This window comes from Rhodococcus sp. IC4_135 (assembly GCF_011602025.1).
In the GTDB taxonomy this organism is placed as follows: domain Bacteria; phylum Actinomycetota; class Actinomycetes; order Mycobacteriales; family Mycobacteriaceae; genus Rhodococcus_F; species Rhodococcus_F baikonurensis.
The window spans coordinates 865,520-882,719 of record NZ_JAAOLG010000001.1 but is presented as its reverse complement, the minus strand read 5'-3'; the positions used below and the strand labels follow the sequence as shown (position 1 = coordinate 882,719).

General features: G+C 61.2%; 16 protein-coding genes. 4 read left to right on the top strand and 12 right to left on the bottom strand.

Annotated features, from left to right (window positions below; all coding sequences use genetic code 11):
• Positions 1–4: 4 nt before the first annotated feature.
• The 6 genes from G8767_RS04315 to eltD form a co-directional block, all read right to left on the bottom strand.
• Positions 5–1,153: an ABC transporter ATP-binding protein gene (locus tag G8767_RS04315; RefSeq protein WP_166809426.1), complete on the bottom strand. Its 1,149-nt coding sequence runs from the start codon at positions 1,151–1,153 to the stop codon at positions 5–7.
• Entirely contained in the window at positions 1,150–2,325 is a 1,176-nt protein-coding gene (locus G8767_RS04310) for an ABC transporter ATP-binding protein (RefSeq protein WP_166809425.1), read from the bottom strand. The genes G8767_RS04315 and G8767_RS04310 overlap by 4 nt, the downstream gene beginning before the upstream one ends.
• A complete protein-coding gene (locus tag G8767_RS04305) occupies positions 2,325–3,191 on the bottom strand; it encodes a carbohydrate ABC transporter permease (protein WP_021345201.1) in 867 nt (288 codons plus the stop codon). Before G8767_RS04305 ends, G8767_RS04310 begins: the two co-directional genes overlap by 1 nt.
• Positions 3,192–3,195: 4 nt before the next feature.
• A complete protein-coding gene (locus tag G8767_RS04300) occupies positions 3,196–4,161 on the bottom strand; it encodes a sugar ABC transporter permease (RefSeq protein WP_166809424.1) in 966 nt (321 codons plus the stop codon).
• Between the two features lie 37 nt (positions 4,162–4,198).
• Complete coding sequence (locus G8767_RS04295) at positions 4,199–5,578, bottom strand: extracellular solute-binding protein (protein WP_166809497.1); 1,380 nt, start codon at positions 5,576–5,578, stop codon at positions 4,199–4,201.
• 129 nt (positions 5,579–5,707) lie between these two features.
• Complete coding sequence (gene eltD / locus G8767_RS04290) at positions 5,708–6,781, bottom strand: erythritol/L-threitol dehyrogenase (RefSeq protein ID WP_206028824.1); 1,074 nt, start codon at positions 6,779–6,781, stop codon at positions 5,708–5,710.
• Between the two features lie 199 nt (positions 6,782–6,980).
• Here eltD and G8767_RS04285 point away from each other — a divergent pair, with 199 nt between their 5' ends.
• Together G8767_RS04285 and G8767_RS04280 are read left to right on the top strand one after the other, a co-directional pair.
• Positions 6,981–7,979, top strand: a complete 999-nt coding sequence (locus G8767_RS04285) for a sugar-binding domain-containing protein (protein WP_166809496.1) — start codon at positions 6,981–6,983, stop codon at positions 7,977–7,979.
• Positions 7,980–7,996: 17 nt separating this feature from the next.
• Positions 7,997–8,767, top strand: a complete 771-nt coding sequence (locus G8767_RS04280; protein WP_166809422.1) for a glucose 1-dehydrogenase — start codon at positions 7,997–7,999, stop codon at positions 8,765–8,767.
• 22 nt (positions 8,768–8,789) lie between these two features.
• Here the strand turns inward: G8767_RS04280 and G8767_RS04275 are convergent, their stop codons facing one another.
• From G8767_RS04275 to G8767_RS04260, 4 genes are read right to left on the bottom strand one after another with little or no spacing between them, the layout of a single operon-like run.
• Positions 8,790–10,268 (bottom strand): FGGY-family carbohydrate kinase, encoded by a 1,479-nt coding sequence (locus tag G8767_RS04275; RefSeq protein ID WP_166809421.1) that lies wholly within the window; start codon positions 10,266–10,268, stop codon positions 8,790–8,792.
• A 40-nt stretch (positions 10,269–10,308) separates the two neighbouring features.
• Positions 10,309–11,706 (bottom strand): xylulokinase, encoded by a 1,398-nt coding sequence (gene xylB / locus G8767_RS04270; protein WP_166809420.1) that lies wholly within the window; start codon positions 11,704–11,706, stop codon positions 10,309–10,311.
• A 24-nt stretch (positions 11,707–11,730) separates the two neighbouring features.
• Complete coding sequence (locus tag G8767_RS04265) at positions 11,731–12,048, bottom strand: WhiB family transcriptional regulator (RefSeq protein ID WP_166809419.1); 318 nt, start codon at positions 12,046–12,048, stop codon at positions 11,731–11,733.
• A 53-nt stretch (positions 12,049–12,101) separates the two neighbouring features.
• Positions 12,102–12,356, bottom strand: a complete 255-nt coding sequence (locus tag G8767_RS04260) for a DUF3263 domain-containing protein (protein ID WP_206028823.1) — start codon at positions 12,354–12,356, stop codon at positions 12,102–12,104.
• 194 nt (positions 12,357–12,550) lie between these two features.
• On the opposite strand from G8767_RS04260, the gene G8767_RS04255 reads away from it, so the two are divergent.
• Both G8767_RS04255 and G8767_RS04250 read left to right on the top strand, forming a co-directional pair.
• The gene (locus G8767_RS04255) at positions 12,551–13,738 is read left to right on the top strand and encodes an ROK family transcriptional regulator (RefSeq protein WP_095971121.1); all 1,188 of its coding nucleotides are present in this window, start codon (positions 12,551–12,553) and stop codon (positions 13,736–13,738) included.
• Positions 13,739–14,004: 266 nt separating this feature from the next.
• A complete protein-coding gene (locus G8767_RS04250; protein WP_166809418.1) occupies positions 14,005–15,306 on the top strand; it encodes an MFS transporter in 1,302 nt (433 codons plus the stop codon).
• Positions 15,307–15,352: 46 nt separating this feature from the next.
• On the opposite strand, the gene G8767_RS04245 is transcribed toward G8767_RS04250, so the two are convergent.
• Positions 15,353–16,153, bottom strand: coding sequence for a crotonase/enoyl-CoA hydratase family protein (locus G8767_RS04245; protein WP_166809417.1), 801 nt, complete (start codon positions 16,151–16,153; stop codon positions 15,353–15,355).
• Positions 16,154–16,218: 65 nt separating this feature from the next.
• Positions 16,219–17,199 (bottom strand): LLM class F420-dependent oxidoreductase, encoded by a 981-nt coding sequence (locus G8767_RS04240; protein WP_240951828.1) that lies wholly within the window; start codon positions 17,197–17,199, stop codon positions 16,219–16,221.
• Position 17,200: the final 1 nt, after the last annotated feature.

Genomic DNA, 17,200 nt, shown 5'->3' with positions numbered 1-17,200 from the left:
ACCTCTAACGCAGTCGATTTCCGGTTTCGGGGTCGAATAGGTAGACACGTTCAGGAGGAGCAGTCGCAGCGCACTCGTCGCCGGCCGCAAACCTCTCGTGAGCCGGCGTCTGAACCATCAGCTTTGATTCCGAGCCAGTCGACTCGGCTTCCGCTGTGTTCACCTGCACCAAACCGAACTCCATCAGGTGCTCGAAATGCTTCACGTGTACCGCGATCTGCCGATGCCCGGCAGGCCCCGGCACCATGGTCATGTCTTGGGGGCGAACTCCGACCCGAACCGACTGCCCCTCGACGACATTGCGTGTCGAGACCGGCAAGTTGCCGGCCGAGCCTACGGAAACAACAGCAGATCCGTTCTCGAGGCGCACAATTCCGTCGAACATGTTGATCTGCGGTTCGCCCACGAACTCCGCCACGAAGATGTTGGCCGGATCGTCGAACACCTCGTCAGGAGTGCCGTACTGCTGGATGATTCCACCGTCCATCACCGCAAGCCGATCGGCCAAGCTCAGCGCTTCGACCTGATCGTGTGTGACCACGATTGTGGTGTAGCCGAATTCGCGTTGCAGCATCTTCAATTCACGCCGAACCCGTTGCCGCGCCGATGCGTCGAGATGCGAGAGCGGTTCGTCGAGGAGCAGCACCGGCGGGTTGCGTACGAGCGCCCGGGCGAGTGCAACCCGTTGCTTTTGTCCGCTCGACAATCCTGCCGGACGCAAGTCGAGTAGATCTTCCATCTCGAGACGACGGCCAATGGTGGCCACCAGTTCGTCTGCGCCCGCTACTTTTCGGGCTTTCAAGCCATACGAAAGGTTGTCTCGCACCGAGAGCGGCGGATAGAAAGCATAGCTCTCGAATCCAACACCGACGCCTCGTTTTCCGGGTGCCAACTGACTGATCTTCCGATCACCGATCAAGATCTCCCCACTCGAGACCGTCTCCAGTCCCGCGATCATCCGAAGGGTTGTCGTCTTGCCGCATCCCGAAGGACCCAGCAGTGCAACCAATTCACCGGGTTCGATGTGCAGGTCTATTCCCTTGACCGCATGGAATGTTGCCCGCCCGCGTGAAGAGTAGGTCTTCTCCAGGTTGTCCAGGGTGAGTGATTGCGCGACCTTCGTGGCGCGACGGCTATCAGCGGTAGTGGTCATCGCCTGTCCTCCTGTGCTGCGTGGGTCGTTGCACCGTCGCCGTTCCTACCGGCGCCGGCGATCGCGCTGCCGAGTCGTCGACTGTCTGTTCCCTCGGGGGCTCCCTCGAACAGGTGAATGTTCTGGCGAGCCACTTCCACGACGATCTCGGCACCTTCGACCGCGAGCGGACCACCCGACGACAGACCGATCATCGTGACGCCACCGCCAAGATCTATCGAGAGTTCGACATTGCGGCCGAGCCGCTCCACCAGTTGGATTCGGCCGCGTACGGCCACAGAACCGGGGTTCCGCGAGAAATCTGCCCGAATCTCGATGTCACACGGTCGGATACCGATTCGAGCGCCAGCCGACGTAGATATCGTGATGTCCGATGGTATCCCGATCTCCAGATCGGTTCCGAGCACCCGGAGCGCTGCGCCGTCGACTGCTGCATCGAACACGTTGATCTCCGGTTGGCCGAGCGAGCGCGCCACGAAGGTGTTGGCGGGCGCATGCCAGATCTTCGCCGGTGTGTCGATCTGGACCAGCCGCCCCTCCTGCAGGATCGCGATACGATCACCCAACGCGAGCGCTTCTTGATAGTCGTGTGTCACGTATACCGTTGTGGTGTTGGACATCTGACCGAGTTGGCGCAATTCGGCACGCATCGCCGCCCGTAGTTTGGCATCGAGATGCGAGAGCGGTTCGTCGAGAAGGTACACGTCGGCCGGCCGTACCAACACCCGCCCGAGAGCAACTCGCTGCCGCTGCCCGTTCGAGAGTTCCCGGGGGAAGCGCTCGAGAAGGTGGTTGATTCCCAAGGTCTTGGTGACGGTGTCGATACGGCGCTTCTGCTCGTCTTCCGAGTATTTTCCGGTTCGACCGGACTTGAGTGGTGACGCCAGATTCTCGGACACTGTTTTTTGCGGGTACAGTGCGTAACTCTCGAAGGCCATGGCGACGTTGCGGTGGTATGGCTCGACGAGCGTCATGTCCACTCCCCCGATGTCGACCGTGCCATCGTCGACTTCGACGAGTCCGGCTATCGACTTGAGCGTCGTGGTCTTGCCTGCGCCCGAAGGTCCCAGAATGACGAGGAATTCACCGTCTGCCACGTCGAGGTCGATGCCGTCGATACCAACGGTCTTTCCGTAGTGTTTGGTCAATGCTTTGACAGTAAGTGCGACCATCAGGATTTCACCGCCCCGAACGACAGTCCGCGGACAAGGTATCGCTGGATCGTCAACGCCAGAATCAGCGGTGGTAGAGCAGCGATCACCGCAGCCGCAGCTGTCAGGTTGTAGTAGGCCTGTCCGCCACCACCGAGGAACTTGGTCACTGCGACAGTGACTGTTCCGGCGTTGCTGTCGGCGAGGATGAGAGGGAAAACGTAGTTGTTCCACGCGAAGATGAACGAAAGTAGCGCTGCTGCGGCAATTCCCGGACGAACAAGTGGAAGCGCAACCATGACGAAGGCGCGCTTGCGCGTGTACCCGTCCAGGAGGGCCGCCTGTTCGAGGTCTTCAGGCAGATCTTCGAAATACGAGCGCAAGATCCAGACCACTAGAGGCATCGTCACCAGTTGAAGAACCCACACCATCCCGAGTTTGGTGTCGAACAACCCGATCTGGTTGTAGATGACGAACAGCGGGACGATCACCATCAGCTCCGGCGCAAAGCGGAAGGACAGCATGTTGAACATCAAATCGTTGGATCCCTTGTACTTCCAACGTCCCGCAGCATATGCAGCCGGAATGCCGATGGCCAACGAAACCAGAACAGCACCACCACAATTGATCAAGCTGGTCAGCAGAGCCGACTTGAAGTCGACACTCGTCAGGTCCGTGCCCTTCTGACTCAGCACGGTTCCGAAGTTCTCGAACGTGGGACTGAACTTGAAGTATGTGGTGGTCTGCTCGGCCGGAGTCTTCAGCGCCAGCAGAAACATCCACAGGATGGGAAAAAGCGAGAAGACGAACCACACGACCAACACGATGTCCGCAGCTACGGCACCCACCGTGAACCTCTTCTGGCCTGGCATCAATTCACTGGCCATGACTTTACGACTCCGCTCCGGCAGCACGACGCTGCGCCTTGCCCAACACGCTCACCAGATAGCGCGCGGTGACGAACACGATGATCCACAGCAAGAACATGTAGGTGCTGCCGCGGGAATAGTCGAGATTGATGATCGAATCCTCGAATGCACCGATCTGGAGCGTTCGGGTGGACAGTCCTGGTCCACCCGCAGTCAGGACGTACACCGCGTCGAACACTTTCAGGTTGTCCATGAATCGGAAGATCACGGCAACCAGAATGTAGGGCCACAACATTGGCAACATGAGCCTGCGGAACATGTAGAACCAACTGGCACCGTCCACCTCGGACGCTTCGAACGGTTCCTTCGGTAACGAACGCATGCCGGCGAGAACAAGAATCGCCACGAAGGGAGTGAAGATCCACAGGTCCACCAGAATGACGGACCACAGGGCGTTCTGGCTGCTCAACCAGTCGAATGTGTTACCGAGCCCCAGAACGTGATTCAGAATTCCGAACTGTGGGTTGAACATCAGCTTCCAGATCACACCGGCGATGACCGGTGCGATCATCAACGGAAGAATCAGAACCTTCTCGAAGATCTTCCCGATCAAGCTCGAACGGTTGAGCAGTAGTGCGATGCCGACACCGATCACCGTCTCGACCGCCGTGGCGACAATCGCGAAGACTCCGGTCACACGCACGCTGGTCCAGAAGCTCGAGTCGCCCAGGACACTCGCGAAGTTCTTGAACCACACGAACTGCGGATCCGGGTTCACTGCTGCGTAATTCAAGAACGAGTAGTACGCGCCGATCACAAACGGATAGAGAATTCCGACGACGATCACCACAGCCGGAATCGAGAGGATGTAGGGGCGCAACTTGCGTCGCCACATCGGCACTTCGGGAGGTTCGACGTTGCGGGGCGGTGCGCCGGCCGGTTTCGCGGAGTGAGCCTCCGACGGCGGACGGGTGGATTGGGTAGTCACTTTTCCTTACTCCCTTGCTCCGGTGATCCGCCGCGGATCAGAGGTTTACCTTGGATGTGTTGGTCTTGGCGAGCGAGGACAGCGCCGATTTCGCGTCCTTGCCTCCGTAGATGTCCTGCAGCGCGACAGCCCAGTCCTCGGTGGTGTCGAAGAACTTCTTCTGAGGCGTGAACTGGATCTTGGAACTGCCGATCACCGTCTCGAATGTTTCGAGATAGCCCGGCATTCCGTCGCCGACTTCCTGTTTGAAAGTTTCGTCGAACACGGACTTGCGCACGGGGTTCGCAAAGATGCCTGATTTGACCGCGTCGTTGAGAGTTCCCTTGCTGGTGGCCCACTGCAGGAAAAGCCATGCCGCATGCTTCTTCTCGGAACGCGCATTCATGGCCAATGACCAAGTCCACAGGTTGGTCGCGTAACTACCGTCCGGGCCCGCCGGACCCGGGTACCAAGCGAGGTTACCCGCTTCGCGACTGGCTCCGGGCTTGTTCTTCGGGTACGTCGCACTGTCCGCGTCGTAGACCATCATTGCCTTACCGTCACCGAGATCGCCTGTTGCCTGCGGATAGTCGTACGTTGTCCATGAGGTCGGTCCGGCAGCGTGCATCATGTCTATCCACTTCTCGGTGAAGGCGACGGCCTTGTCCGAATCCATCGTCGCCACCAACTCGCCACCCCGAAATTCGTAGTCCTTCGCACCCTCTCGGGTGAACTGTGTCATGAACCCCGGGTGAATCGTCGCCCAGGACTTCGAGCCTCGTGTGGCGATTCCGTAGACGTTCTCACTTCGATCCGTGAGATCCGTTGCAAGTTGGATCAATCCGTCGAATGTGTCGGGAAGCGTGATGCCCTTGTCGTCGAAGACCCTCTTGTTGTATGTGACGACGTTGTTCTCGAATCCGAGCGGAAGTGCCCATTGCCCACCGGTTCCGAGTGGAGACCCCAACTCGAAATCCCATCGGGTGGAGGTCCGCAATCCCTCGTAGATGTCCTCGAAATCGTACTCGTCGCTGGTGGCCGATGCGTTCTCGAGCCACGGCTGCAGATCCTCGAGCCAGGCCGGCGGCCCGTACTGCCAAATGAAGTACGCACCGAGCATGAATACGTCGTGCTTGCCGGTACCACCGGCAAGTTCGGTGTTGAGCTTGGTGAAATAGTCGGCCTCCGGCACAAGATCAGCTTTGACTGTAATACCGGTCAATTCGGTGAAATCAGCGAGCAGCGGCTGCAACGCCTGCTGATACGGGTGCGGAGTCTGCAGGATGTTGATGCTCGTACCTTCGAGCGCCCGCCAATTGAATCCGCCGGTCACCTCCGACGCTCCGTTCGTCGGCTTCTCACCACCACCGACGCCACAGGCGGAAAGTATGGGCACGCTTGCGGCAGCCATCCCCGCGATACCGAACGCCCGCAGCATCTCTCGACGCGAGAGCTGTGGACCACCGCTGAATGGGGTGCGGGGTGTGAAACGACTCATGTTGATTCTCCGCTGAATGGATGAGTGGGATCTCGAACGACCTGCGGCACAGGTCGGGTGTGTGAACCGTCAGGGAATGAGTGAAACCTTCACGGACTCGGTGCCACTGGCCACCAGATCGAGTCCCTTCTGGAAGTCTTCCAACGGAAGCTGATGCGTGCAGATCTTGTCCATCGGCAGCAGGCCTGACTCGATCATCCGGATTGCGGCCGGCCAGCAGTCGGGGCCCAGGTGTGCCCCGAGGACGTCAAGTTCCTTGTCGTCGCTGATAATGCTCCAGTCGACGCTGACGTCGTCTTTGAACACTCCGTATTCGACGTAGGTGCCGAGCTTGCGCAAGATGTTGAGGCCCTGGGGAACTGCAGACGGATGGCCCGTCCCTTCGAGATAGACATCGGCTCCGTAACCATCGGTAAGATCCTTGACTATCTGCACTGCATCGTCGTCGGCGATGTTGATGACGATGTCCGCTCCGCACAGTTTGGCAAGCTCGAGCTTTTCCGGTGCCATGTCGAGAGCGATCACGTGCGCCGGGCTTTTTGCCCGCGCACCGGCAACCATCCCCAGCCCGATCGGCCCGCAGCCCGCAATGACGACGACGTCGTCAAAGGTAATTCCAGCTCGTTCCACGGCATGCAGTGAGCACGACAGCGGCTCGGCAAACGCAGCATGTGCTGCCGGCAGATCCTTGGATACCTTGTGGACCAACGCTTCCACCGGATAGACCATGAATTCGGCCATCGCGCCAGGGGTGACTCGCTTGAATCCGTAAAGGTTGTGCGGCTGGCACATGTGATACTGCCCGCGCTTGCAGTAACGGCATTCCCAGCACGGAACGATCTGTTCGGAGACCACACGGTCGCCCACCTGGATCCCCCAGCGCTTCGACCCTTCCGCATCGGTCGAGACAACCTCGCCGACAAATTCGTGCCCCGGAATGACCTCTGTCTCAGCCCAAGCCGGACGGTTTTCGTCGCCCCAGAATTTTGCTGCACCGTGGTAGCACTTCAGGTCACTCGCACAGATACCGACTGCTTCGACCCGGACCAGCGCTTCACCAGGGCCCGGTACTGGCTTCGGCACTTCTTCGAGTCGATAGTCGCGCGGACCGTGGCAGATGACCGCCTTCATCGTCTCGGACATCTTTGTCTCCTCTGGGATCAGGTCTGGATGGGCGCAATGCGCTGGTCCAGTAGCCGCACATGAACACAGTTTCATGTGTCGGCGGTCACAGTATCGGATCAATTCACATATGTCCAGCACAATTGTTCACCTGAACTAGGTGCGTGAGCATCTGTTCATGCGGTACCTTTCTGTCATGCCGATCAGCAGCTCAGACGCGATGCCACTACCCGCATCGACGCCTGCCGGTTCGACATCAACCAGCACAAACAGCACATTCACGCGCGCGTTGCTTTACACCGCGGCCAAGCTCTACTACGACGAAGACGCCACTCAGGCCGAAGTGGCAAAGGCCCTCGGCACCAGCCGCGCCACCGTCAGTCGCATGCTTTCCGAGGCGCGACGGCAGGGCATAGTCCGCATACAAGTTGTGCCGCCCCAGGAAGAAGCACATGGAAGTCTGGCCGAGCGGTTGCGCGTCAAGCTCGGACTGCATCGCGTGTACCTGTCTGGACCTCTACCCACTCCGGCGCAACAGAAAGGCACGGTCGACGTCATGGGTTCGGTACTCGCCCCGGCGACGGCCGAGGCCCTCGCCGGCGCCGGCCTCGTGCCAGGTGACGTGCTGCTCGTGTCCTCCGGGCGGACGGTATACGAAGTCGCGCAATACGATCTGACACCCATTCCAGGAGTCCTCGTCGCTCCCACTGTTGGTGGCAACGACCAACCGGAAGAGTGGTACCAGACCAACGAGATCGCCCGCTTGATCTCGAACAAGATCGGTGGGCGTCCGAATTATCTATTTGCGCCGGCGCTCCCAGGGCCCGATCTGTATCCGACCCTCACCAAGGATCCGGCCATACAGCGAGTTCTCGGCCTGTGGCCACGGGCTCGGGCTATCCTCATGGGCATCGGCGCTCCACCTCTACTGCGCGCCGACATTCCGCAGTTCGTTCCTATAACGTCGTCGTCGCTTCGAGAAGCCGTGGGCGACATCTGCTCTCGGTTCTACGATCGCGACGGCAACACCGTCGACTTCCCCGGTAGCGATCGCCTCATTGCGCTCGAACTGTCTGCACTGCAAGATATTCCGGTGGGCATCGCCGTGGCCGTCGGCGCCGAGAAAGTCGCTCCCATCATCGCCGGTGCGCGCAGCCGGTACTTCAATCAACTTGTCACCGACCCAACCACCGCACAACAGATACTTGCGGTCGAGTAACTTCGAAAGGCTATGCCATGCCTACTGCGTCAGCTCGCCCGCTCGACGGAAAACGCGCTCTGGTCACCGGAGCGTCGAAAGGCATCGGAGCGCACATCGCACTCGCCTTTGCCCAAGCCGGCGCGGACGTCATCGTCTCCGGTCGTAGCCGCCGCGAACTGACAACACTGGCCGACCGACTCCGCGACAGTTTTGCCGTGCGCGCCGAGATTCTCGTTGCGGATCTCGCATCCGCCGACGCACCGACCCAGGTCGCACAAGAGTCTCTCGCCGTATTCGGTGGACTCGATGTGCTGGTCAACAATGCTGGAATCTCGTATCCCGAATTTGTCACCGACATAACCGAACCCAATTTCGACGCGGTTCTGAACGTCAACCTCCGTGCCCCGGCCTTGCTCGCCGCGAAGATCGGCTCAGCGATGGCCGATGCGGGTGGTGGATCCATCGTGACGGTTGCTTCAGCAGCAGCCTTGCGCGCGCTGCCCGAGCACTATTCGTACTGCATCGCAAAGGCTGGTTTGGTGATGGCCACCAAAGTGCTTGCCTTGGAGCTAGGTAGCCGCGGAGTCAGGGCAAACTCGGTCTGCCCGACGGTAGTACTCACCGAGATGGGCCAGACGGTATGGGGTGAGCACGACAAGGCTGCCCCTATGTTGAATCGTATCCCGAGCGGCCGCTTTGCCATACCGGACGAGGTGTCCGAGGCCGTCGTCTGGCTGGCGTCGGACGCCGCCGCCATGGTGAACGGAACCGACCTTCCCATCGATGGCGGCTACCTCGTAAGCTGAGCGGCCGCAGCCATCAGGCCGTTCAGCCGAATTCGGCGAGGGCGTGGATCTGTTCTTTCGTCGACGGGTACAGCGTCAACCACGTTTGATACAAATCCTCGTACATCGCGCTGTTGGCTGCGTTCGGCACGACTTCGTGTGACAGAGTCGTCCAATCCGTATCCGGGGCAACAAGTCCGGTCCCGATCGCAGCCAACAGCGCGTCGCCGTAGCTGGCGCCGATGGTCTGAGCCGGAACCAACTGCGTGTGTCCGGTGATGTCGCTGATCGCCTGTGTCCAGACCCGGCTCTTGACCCCGCCTCCCACCGCAATCGTGCGGCGAACAGGTTCATCTGTGTCACCGAACATTTCGAGTATCTGGCGGATTCCGAAGGCGATACCCTCATACGCGGCCCGAAACAGATGCCCCCGGCCGTGGCGCAACGACAGTCCTGCGACGACGCCTCTGGCTTTGGGGTCGAACACGGGTGTACGCTCGCCGGCGAAGTACGGCAGGATCAGCAGCCCTTCGGCGCCGGCCGGCACGGCCTCGGCCTCGGCGAGCAACTGTTCGAATGGTGCGTCTCCGGTGAGCTTTTGGAGCCATCCGGTCAAGCTTCCGGCAGTGGAAGTGCCGGCCGCAAGTGCCAGAGTATTCTCCTGAACCCCTGCGGTGGTCCACAATGCCGGATTGCTGTGGAACTTGTCGATCACCTGCACCAGGAACATCGTCGACCCGTACATGAGCATGAGATCCCCGGGATGACGGGCCCCCACACTGAACCCCTCGGAAAAGGCGTCGACAGTACCCGCGACAACGGGCGTCCCGGCAGGTAGTCCGGTCTGCTCGGCTGCATCGGCGTGTACCAGTCCGACAACATCACTCGGCCACACCAAACGAGGCGATTCCAGATGCCCCAGAATGCGATCCAGCCAATCGGATTTCCAGCTGAAGTCCCGGACCGAATAGAGCGGATCACACTGACTGGCCGTGTGATGATCCTGAACGTACTCGCCGGTCAGTTTTGCGGCGATGTACGAATTCGAGCCGTACCACCGAGTCGCCGCGGCAAAAGTTTCCGGTTCATGGATGCGCACCCACTCGATCTTCGGTCCGACGGCCTGACTCGACAGGAGTTTGCCACCACAATCGAGTATTGCCTCCTCGCTGAACAATTCGGTCAGCGAGGCCACTTCTGCCGAGGCTCGACTGTCGATTCCGTAGAGGATCGCCGGACGAACAGGACGAAGTTCACTGTCGCACAACACTAGTGCCGGACCGACGCCACTGACGCATACGCCGGCCACCTTGGCAATCGTAGGAACCTGTGCCACAAGACGTTTCGAGATCTCGCACACCTCGGACCACCACATCTTCTCGGCGTCCACCTCGGCCCACCCGGGCCGGGGCATCGAGATCTGGTGATCGATCTGCTCGGTCGCCAGGACCACACCGTCAGGGGTCACCAGAACCCCTTTGCTGCTACCCGTACCCATGTCTATACCTACCAACAAGTCCACGGAGTCACCCTAACCGAGCGAACGGTGTCAGGCTCTGTGGTTACACGCCTTCGGTGAGTTCACGCAGCGACGCGTAGCGCTCACGCACATGGGGAGCTGGTTCGGCGTCGAATCGCCGCTCGTCCGGTTTCGGCCACACCGGTGGCTGCGTGTCCCCGGACAGTACCCATGCTGCTTGCCTGCATGCCCCTTCTGCGACGTACTCACCCGGAGCAGGGATCACGACCGGGACTCCGAGAATTGCCGGCGCGATCTCACAGAGAGCACGAGACTTCGCTCCGCCTCCTACGAGGAGAACTCGCTTCACCTCGACGCCCTGGCGAATCAGATCGTCGACACCGTCGGCCAAGCCGCACAGGAGCCCTTCGACTGCAGCACGCGCAAAGTGCGCCGGCGTCGAGTTCTGCAAGCGGAAACCGTGCATTGCTCCCGTGGCGTCGGGGCGGTTGGGCGTCCGCTCACCCTCGAAGTACGGAATCATGACCAGTCCGTCGTTTCCGAGAGGCGCGGTCAACGCCAACCGGGACAGTTCGGCGTGATCGACGCCGAGAATGGACGCCGTCGCGTCAAGGATGCGTGCCCCGTTGAGAGTGCACACGAGCGGCAGGTGCAGTCCGGTTGCGTCCGCGAATCCCGCCACGTTTCCACTGGGATCGTGTGTGGGAGTGGTCGATACAGCCGACACGACGCCGGATGTTCCGATCGAGATGATCACGTCACCGGGAACTGCCCCCAAACCCAGTGCGGCTGCGGCATTGTCACCGGTGCCAGGTCCGACAATCCCTCCCGAACGTGTGCTTCCGATCTTGTCGTTCGGAGATGCGACTCGGGGAACATGCGGGGTTCGGCCGCGAAATGCCAACGCCAGCAGGTCGGTACGGTATTCGCGCGTCGAGGCAGCGTAATAGCCGGTTCCGCTTGCGTCGCCCGCATCGGTGGCAAGCTCCTCGATCGAACCGGACCCGCTGAGCTTCCAGGACAGCCAGTCGTGCGGAAGACACACCGCGGCAGTGCGATCAGCGTTGCCGGGCTCATGATCTGCCAGCCATCGAAGCTTGCTTGCCGTGACTGCGGCGACTGGAACTACGCCAACTGCGTCGGCCCACGCCTTGGGTCCGCCGAGTTCTTCGACCAGATCGGCCGCGGCCTTCGCCGAACGAGTGTCGTTCCACAGCAACGCCGGCCTGACCACCTCGCCGCCGTCGTCCAGACACACCATTCCGTGCTGTTGAGCTCCGACCGATACGGCTGCGACGTCGCCGAGCCCACCCGCCGCGGCGATTGCACTGTCCATCGCCTCGAGCCAGCATGCCGGATCTATCTCGGTACCGACGGGATGGGCCGCCCGTCCTTCTCGTACCAGCTCGCCCGAATCCGCATCACGGACAATGACTTTGCACGACTGGGTAGACGAATCGATACCGGCAACGAGGGTCACACTGGCGTCCTTTCCGAAGGACCGTCAGCTCGCGTTGGCGACCGCGGGCATCCGGTTGCTGCGCTTACGCAGCGATCGCACATATTCTGCGCGCTCGGTCTCCGTCATTCCACCCCAGATGCCGTAAGGCTCGTGGACGGACAGTGCGTGTTCGCGACACCGCTGGAGTACAGGGCACGTCGCGCAGACCTTCTTGGCGTTGCGTTCACGGTTTTCGCGAGCATGTCCACGCTCGCCGTCCGGGTGGAAGTACACCGCGGAATCGTGCCCACGGCACGCTCCCTGCAGCTGCCAGTCCCACACTTCGGCGGTCGGGTACGGCATCGGAAGGTGCTTGTGCATGATGGCGACCTCAATTCCTTACTCGGGTGAAACGCATTCGGGTGACTCGGGAGTTACGCTGCGGCGGACTCGTCGACGCCTGACCGTTTCGTCGATCGGCGGAGTCGATGTGCGCAGACCGAAGCGAGTTCGCCGGCGACCGGCGGAGTCAGCGCTGCGGCGCCGTCGTCGAGAATCGCCTGCAGCCTGCGGAAATACTCGTCCGGGGCGAGGCCGAAGGTCACAAAGATCTCTTCGTCAGGTCCACCGTCGAACTGCTGCCACTTACGTGCGAATTCGACGATCTCTTGTGTATCGGTGCGGCTCATCAGGTTCTCCCCTGTTTGTGCGCCCTGCTTCACAGAAACTGCGACTCGTCTCCTCGGACGCCCGTGGCAGTGAGTCAAGACACAGACTATGCCTACTTCTGCTTTTTCACAAGACCTACTTACGTCTTTTTGTGGACAAAGTACGGCAACTTTCGCACGCTGAAGTTACCGACGAGGGATGCTTGAATAGGACAATGACCCGACCGTCCACGACTCCGGCTACCGCAGGAGAGGTATTCACGCTGATACGCAGCGGTTCCGCGACCACGCGCAGCGAGATCGGGAAGCTCACCGGCCTGTCCAGGACGGCGGTTTCGGCCAGGGTTGCCGCACTTCAATCGCTCGGTTTGATCGCCGATGACGACGAGGGCCCGTCGACGGGCGGTCGGCCGCCGTCCACACTGACGTTCGCGAACTCGTCCGGCGTGGTTCTGGTCGTCGCAATCGGTCGATCGCGGGCACAACTTGCCGTCACCGACCTGGCGGGCACGATTCTCGCTGCGGAAGACATCGACAAGTCGGTCGGAGTAGGTCCGGACGAACTGATGCCCGAAATCGCCGAGCATCTTTCGTCACTACTGGCTCAGGTCCAGCGTTCGTCGTCCGAAGTCATCGGAATCGGGCTGAGCATTCCCGGCACCGTCGACGTCGCCGCGGGAGCGAGCCTCGACTCTCCGATGATGGCGGGATGGGACGGAGTTGCTCTTGCCCCCTATCTGGCATCGGTGACCACGGCGCCGCTGTTTGCCGACAACGATGCCAACGTGATGGCCCTGGCCGAATTGAGCGAACGACGCGAGAGCGCGCCCAACCTCCTGATGATCAAGGCGTCAACCGGCCTCGGCGCAGGAATCGTCATGGGCGGAATCCTCCAACGCGGTTCACTCGGAGCGTCCGGCGAGATCGGACATACTAAAACCGCTGCGGCACGGGGCATGAAATGTCGCTGCGGCGACGTGGGCTGCGTCGAGACCGTTGCCAGCGGTTGGGCTCTCGTGCACGCACTCCGCGATCAGGGCCGAAGTGTCGGGCACGTTCGGGACGTCGTCCGCCTCGCCCTGGACGGCGACAGCGAAGCACGCCGGCTCATCAGAAGCAGCGGGCGACTGATCGGCGACGTGATCTCCGGCGCGGTCAACCTCCTCAATCCCGAGGTCCTGATCATCGGCGGCGACATGGCCGAGGCGGACGAACTCTTCCTGGCCGGGCTTCGAGAGTCCGTGTACGGCAACGCAACAGCACTTGCCACCCGAAAGCTGCAGATCGCCTCGGTCAGCCACGGTGCACAATCCGGCATTCTCGGCTGCGCGGTCCTCGTCCTCGACCACCTCCTCAGCGCCCGGGAAATCGACCTGCGCATCGCCGCATCGCCCCAGAACTGACCACCCGCTCTCTCGCTGGCTCCGCATCTGAGAATCAGACCTTTCCGGCACCTCTTGTGTTGACGCTCACACTTCTGCATAATCCTTTACCTACCGATCATTCGGTTGCCAATTTCGACAATGCGATCGCGCAGGAAAGCTCCGAGTCAGCCAAAAGCATGAACCGAGCACACCGGCAACGTCACAGATCGAACAGCGTTTCTCCCCTGTTCCGACTTCGCAGTTCACCGCATCGGTGAACCACGTGACTGGCAGAAAGTAGCTCGATGACCACAACCAGAACTGGCACCAAGCCCGCCGCCAAGGAGTACGACCGCGCCGCGATGGCGTCGATGGTCGGCACCACCGTCGAGTGGTACGACTTCTTCATCTACGCCCAAGCTGCAGCATTGATCTTCGCGGACCTCTTCTTCAAGCCGATGGGCTCGGCGGGCCAGATCGTCTCTTACGTCACGGTCGGCATCAGCTTCGTCTTCCGTCCTCTCGGCGCCATCGTTGCCGGCTATCTCGGCGACAGGCTCGGCCGCAAACGTGTCCTGGTCGCGACGTTGGCGATGATGGGTGCCGCGACGGTTCTGATCGGCGTGCTGCCGACGTATGCCTCGATCGGCATCTGGGCGCCGATCCTGTTGATCCTGCTTCGTGTCGTCCAGGGATTTTCGACGGGCGGCGAATGGGGTGGGGCTGCTCTGCTTGCCGTCGAACACGCACCGACCAAACGTCGAGGGTTCTTCGGAGCGTTCGTCCAGATGGGTGTACCGCTCGGGATGTTGCTCGCCACCGGCGTTTTGGCACTGTGCACGTTCACCCTCACGGAAGAACAGTTCACCACCTGGGGATGGCGAGTGCCGTTCCTGCTCAGCGTCGGCTTGATCGGCGTCGGTTTCTACATCCGAAGCAAGGTCAGCGAGTCACCTGTGTTCGCCGAACTCAAGGAACGCCGCACCGAGAGCACTACTCCTATCCGCACTCTGTTCAAGAAGCACCCGAAGCAGGTCGTACTCGCGGCCCTGTCCTTCATCGGTACAAACGGCAACGGCTACATGGTGATCGGAGGATTCATCGTCGCGTACGCAACCAAGACCTACGGCCTGGGTAAGACCGAACTACTGATTGCCACGCTCGCAAGTGCCGTCACGTGGGGCGTTTTCACCATGATCGGAGCCTACTGGTCGGATCGCCGTGGGCGCACCACGGTGATGAACGTGGGCAACCTCGCGATGGTCCTGTTCGCGGTGCCGTTCTTCCTCCTCATCGACACCGGCAATCTCGGCTGGATCTACGTGGCAATGATTCTGTTCTCGGTCGGACTCGGGCTGTCGTACGGACCTCAACCGGCATTGTTCGCCGAACTGTTCCCGGCGTCGATCCGCTACAGCGGCGCGTCGATCTCCTACGCCGTCGGCACCATTTTCGGTGGCGCTTTTGCTCCCACCGTCGCGCAGTGGCTCCTCGGCAAGACCGGTGGAACTCTCGCCATCTCGATCTATCTCGCCCTGTTGGCCGCAGTGTCGTTTGTCGCGACGATGCTCATCAAGGACCGATCTGGCCGCGACCTGATGGTGTGATCGACCTCGATGTGGACGCCCCGCGGCGTCGCGACGCCGGAGTTCGTCAGCCGAACTTTCGAAAGGCGAACTCCGGCAACTTCTTCGCGGCATTGGCGGTGCGTACGATCTTGTGGTTCTTGCCTCTCATCAGTGCCAACTGAATCCGCGACTCGATCCAGAACGCACCGCGAGGCGAGCGGTTCCAGGTCTTGTGCAGCAAGGTCTTCGTCGCTGCGACGGCGTCCGGCGAGCGAGTCGTGATCTGCGACAACAGTTCCTGTGCCGGTTTGATCGGATCGTCGCTGACTCCGCTCACGAATCCCCATTCGAGAGCCTGATCTCCGTCGAACAGTTCAGCAGTCATGGCAAGGCGCTTCACGACGTCCATCGTCGCGAGTTCGCGCATCGTGACCGTTCCGGTCATATCGGGGATCAATCCCCACTTCGCTTCCATCACCGAGAACGTGCACTCGGGCGTGGAGAATCGAAAGTCTGCGGCGAGCGCCAATTGCAGTCCACCACCGAAGCAGTGCCCGTGAACGACCGCGATGACCGGCACGGGCAATTCGCGCCACACCCAGCACGCGCGTTGAAAGAGGTTGGTCTTCTGACCGGGAAATTTCGCGAAGGCCTTCGCCATGCGCCTCGGTTGCTTACCCGCAGAGGCGAAGTCCAACCCGGCCGAGAACGCGTCACCCGCGCCTTGAAGAATCACGCCCCGGATCGAACGATCAGCTTCGATAGTTCGAGCGGCGTCCACCAGGGCGTCGAGCATGTCCAGATCGAGACCGTTGAGTTTCTCCGGTCGGCTGAGCGTCACGTACGCCACCGACTGCACTACCTCGACACGAACGCGATCACTCACGGCTACTCCTTCGGTTAGACATACCCCCGACGAACTTACCTGAGAGTAAGTTCGTCGGGGGTTCGTCATGCCATCTCCGCAAGAAGTTCCATGGTCACTTTCCCGGCCGGATCCGGATCAGTGGATGAAGGCACGGCCACGACGGAGTCCACTCCCGCCGCTCGGTACGCCTCGAGTTGCTCGCGGGCATCGGCCGGAGTGCCGACGATTCCCACCGTTGCCACCATCGCGTCCGAGATCTGGCTCAAGAGCTCGCGCGGCGCGGCCCCGGCCCTGGCTGACTCGATCACATCAGCGAAGCCCGCGCGGACGAACATGTCCGAGTACCCCGGAGCAGCCAGATACGGTACGAGCCCGCGTCGAAGTTGATCGATCGACACCTGTGACGGTCCATTCTCGGCGACGGCAGCTGGTGCCCACACCGACACGAAAGGCATGCCGGTTTCCAACTCGGCAGCGATTTCCTTGCACCGTGTGATCAGGCGCCCCGCTTGCTCCGGGCTGACCAGATTGAGCACCAGTTCGTCACCCAACTCCACCGCGGCTCGAAGCGCCTTGTCCCCGAATGCCGCAACGATCAGCCGGCCGCCCGGCGGTTGAAGTCGCAGCCGGTATCCACTGGTCCGCATCACCGTGCCGGCGACTTCGCCCCGCTCGCCGTTCATGAGCGCTCGCACACCGCGGGCGGACTCCGCGAGCGCCCGAGCTGCCCCGGACCTGCTTCGTCCATGCCATTTTTCGACCACGACAGTGCTGGACGTACCCAAGGCGATCGACACGTAGCGCCCGGTGAGATCGGCCACCGACGCCGCCCCGATCGCGATCATCGCCGGATCACGAACCGTCACCGCGAGCGGGCCGACCACCAGTTCGGAGTGCTCGAAGCCGACGCCGACCGACGTCGCCAGCGCAAAGGCGTCGTACGTCGCCATCTCCCCCACCCACACTCGGCCGAACCCCAGTTTGTCGGCGAGGCGCGCGGTAGTGGTCACCTCCTGCGGCGGACGGTCCTGCCACAACCCCAGGGAGATGTCGGTGGTCGGCAAA

Bases quoted from the DNA above. Each gene is read 5' to 3' on its own strand.
- G8767_RS04315 (WP_166809426.1), bottom strand. From the start codon at position 1,153: ATGACCACTACCGCTGATAGCCGTCGCGCCACGAAGGTCGCGCAATCA.
- G8767_RS04310 (WP_166809425.1), bottom strand. From the start codon at position 2,325: ATGGTCGCACTTACTGTCAAAGCATTGACCAAACACTACGGAAAGACC.
- G8767_RS04305 (WP_021345201.1), bottom strand. From the start codon at position 3,191: ATGGCCAGTGAATTGATGCCAGGCCAGAAGAGGTTCACGGTGGGTGCC.
- G8767_RS04295 (WP_166809497.1), bottom strand. From the start codon at position 5,578: ATGCTGCGGGCGTTCGGTATCGCGGGGATGGCTGCCGCAAGCGTGCCC.
- eltD (WP_206028824.1), bottom strand. From the start codon at position 6,781: ATGTCCGAGACGATGAAGGCGGTCATCTGCCACGGTCCGCGCGACTAT.
- G8767_RS04285 (WP_166809496.1), top strand. From the start codon at position 6,981: ATGCCACTACCCGCATCGACGCCTGCCGGTTCGACATCAACCAGCACA.
- G8767_RS04280 (WP_166809422.1), top strand. From the start codon at position 7,997: ATGCCTACTGCGTCAGCTCGCCCGCTCGACGGAAAACGCGCTCTGGTC.
- G8767_RS04265 (WP_166809419.1), bottom strand. From the start codon at position 12,048: ATGCACAAGCACCTTCCGATGCCGTACCCGACCGCCGAAGTGTGGGAC.
- G8767_RS04260 (WP_206028823.1), bottom strand. From the start codon at position 12,356: ATGAGCCGCACCGATACACAAGAGATCGTCGAATTCGCACGTAAGTGG.
- G8767_RS04255 (WP_095971121.1), top strand. From the start codon at position 12,551: ATGACCCGACCGTCCACGACTCCGGCTACCGCAGGAGAGGTATTCACG.
- G8767_RS04250 (WP_166809418.1), top strand. From the start codon at position 14,005: ATGACCACAACCAGAACTGGCACCAAGCCCGCCGCCAAGGAGTACGAC.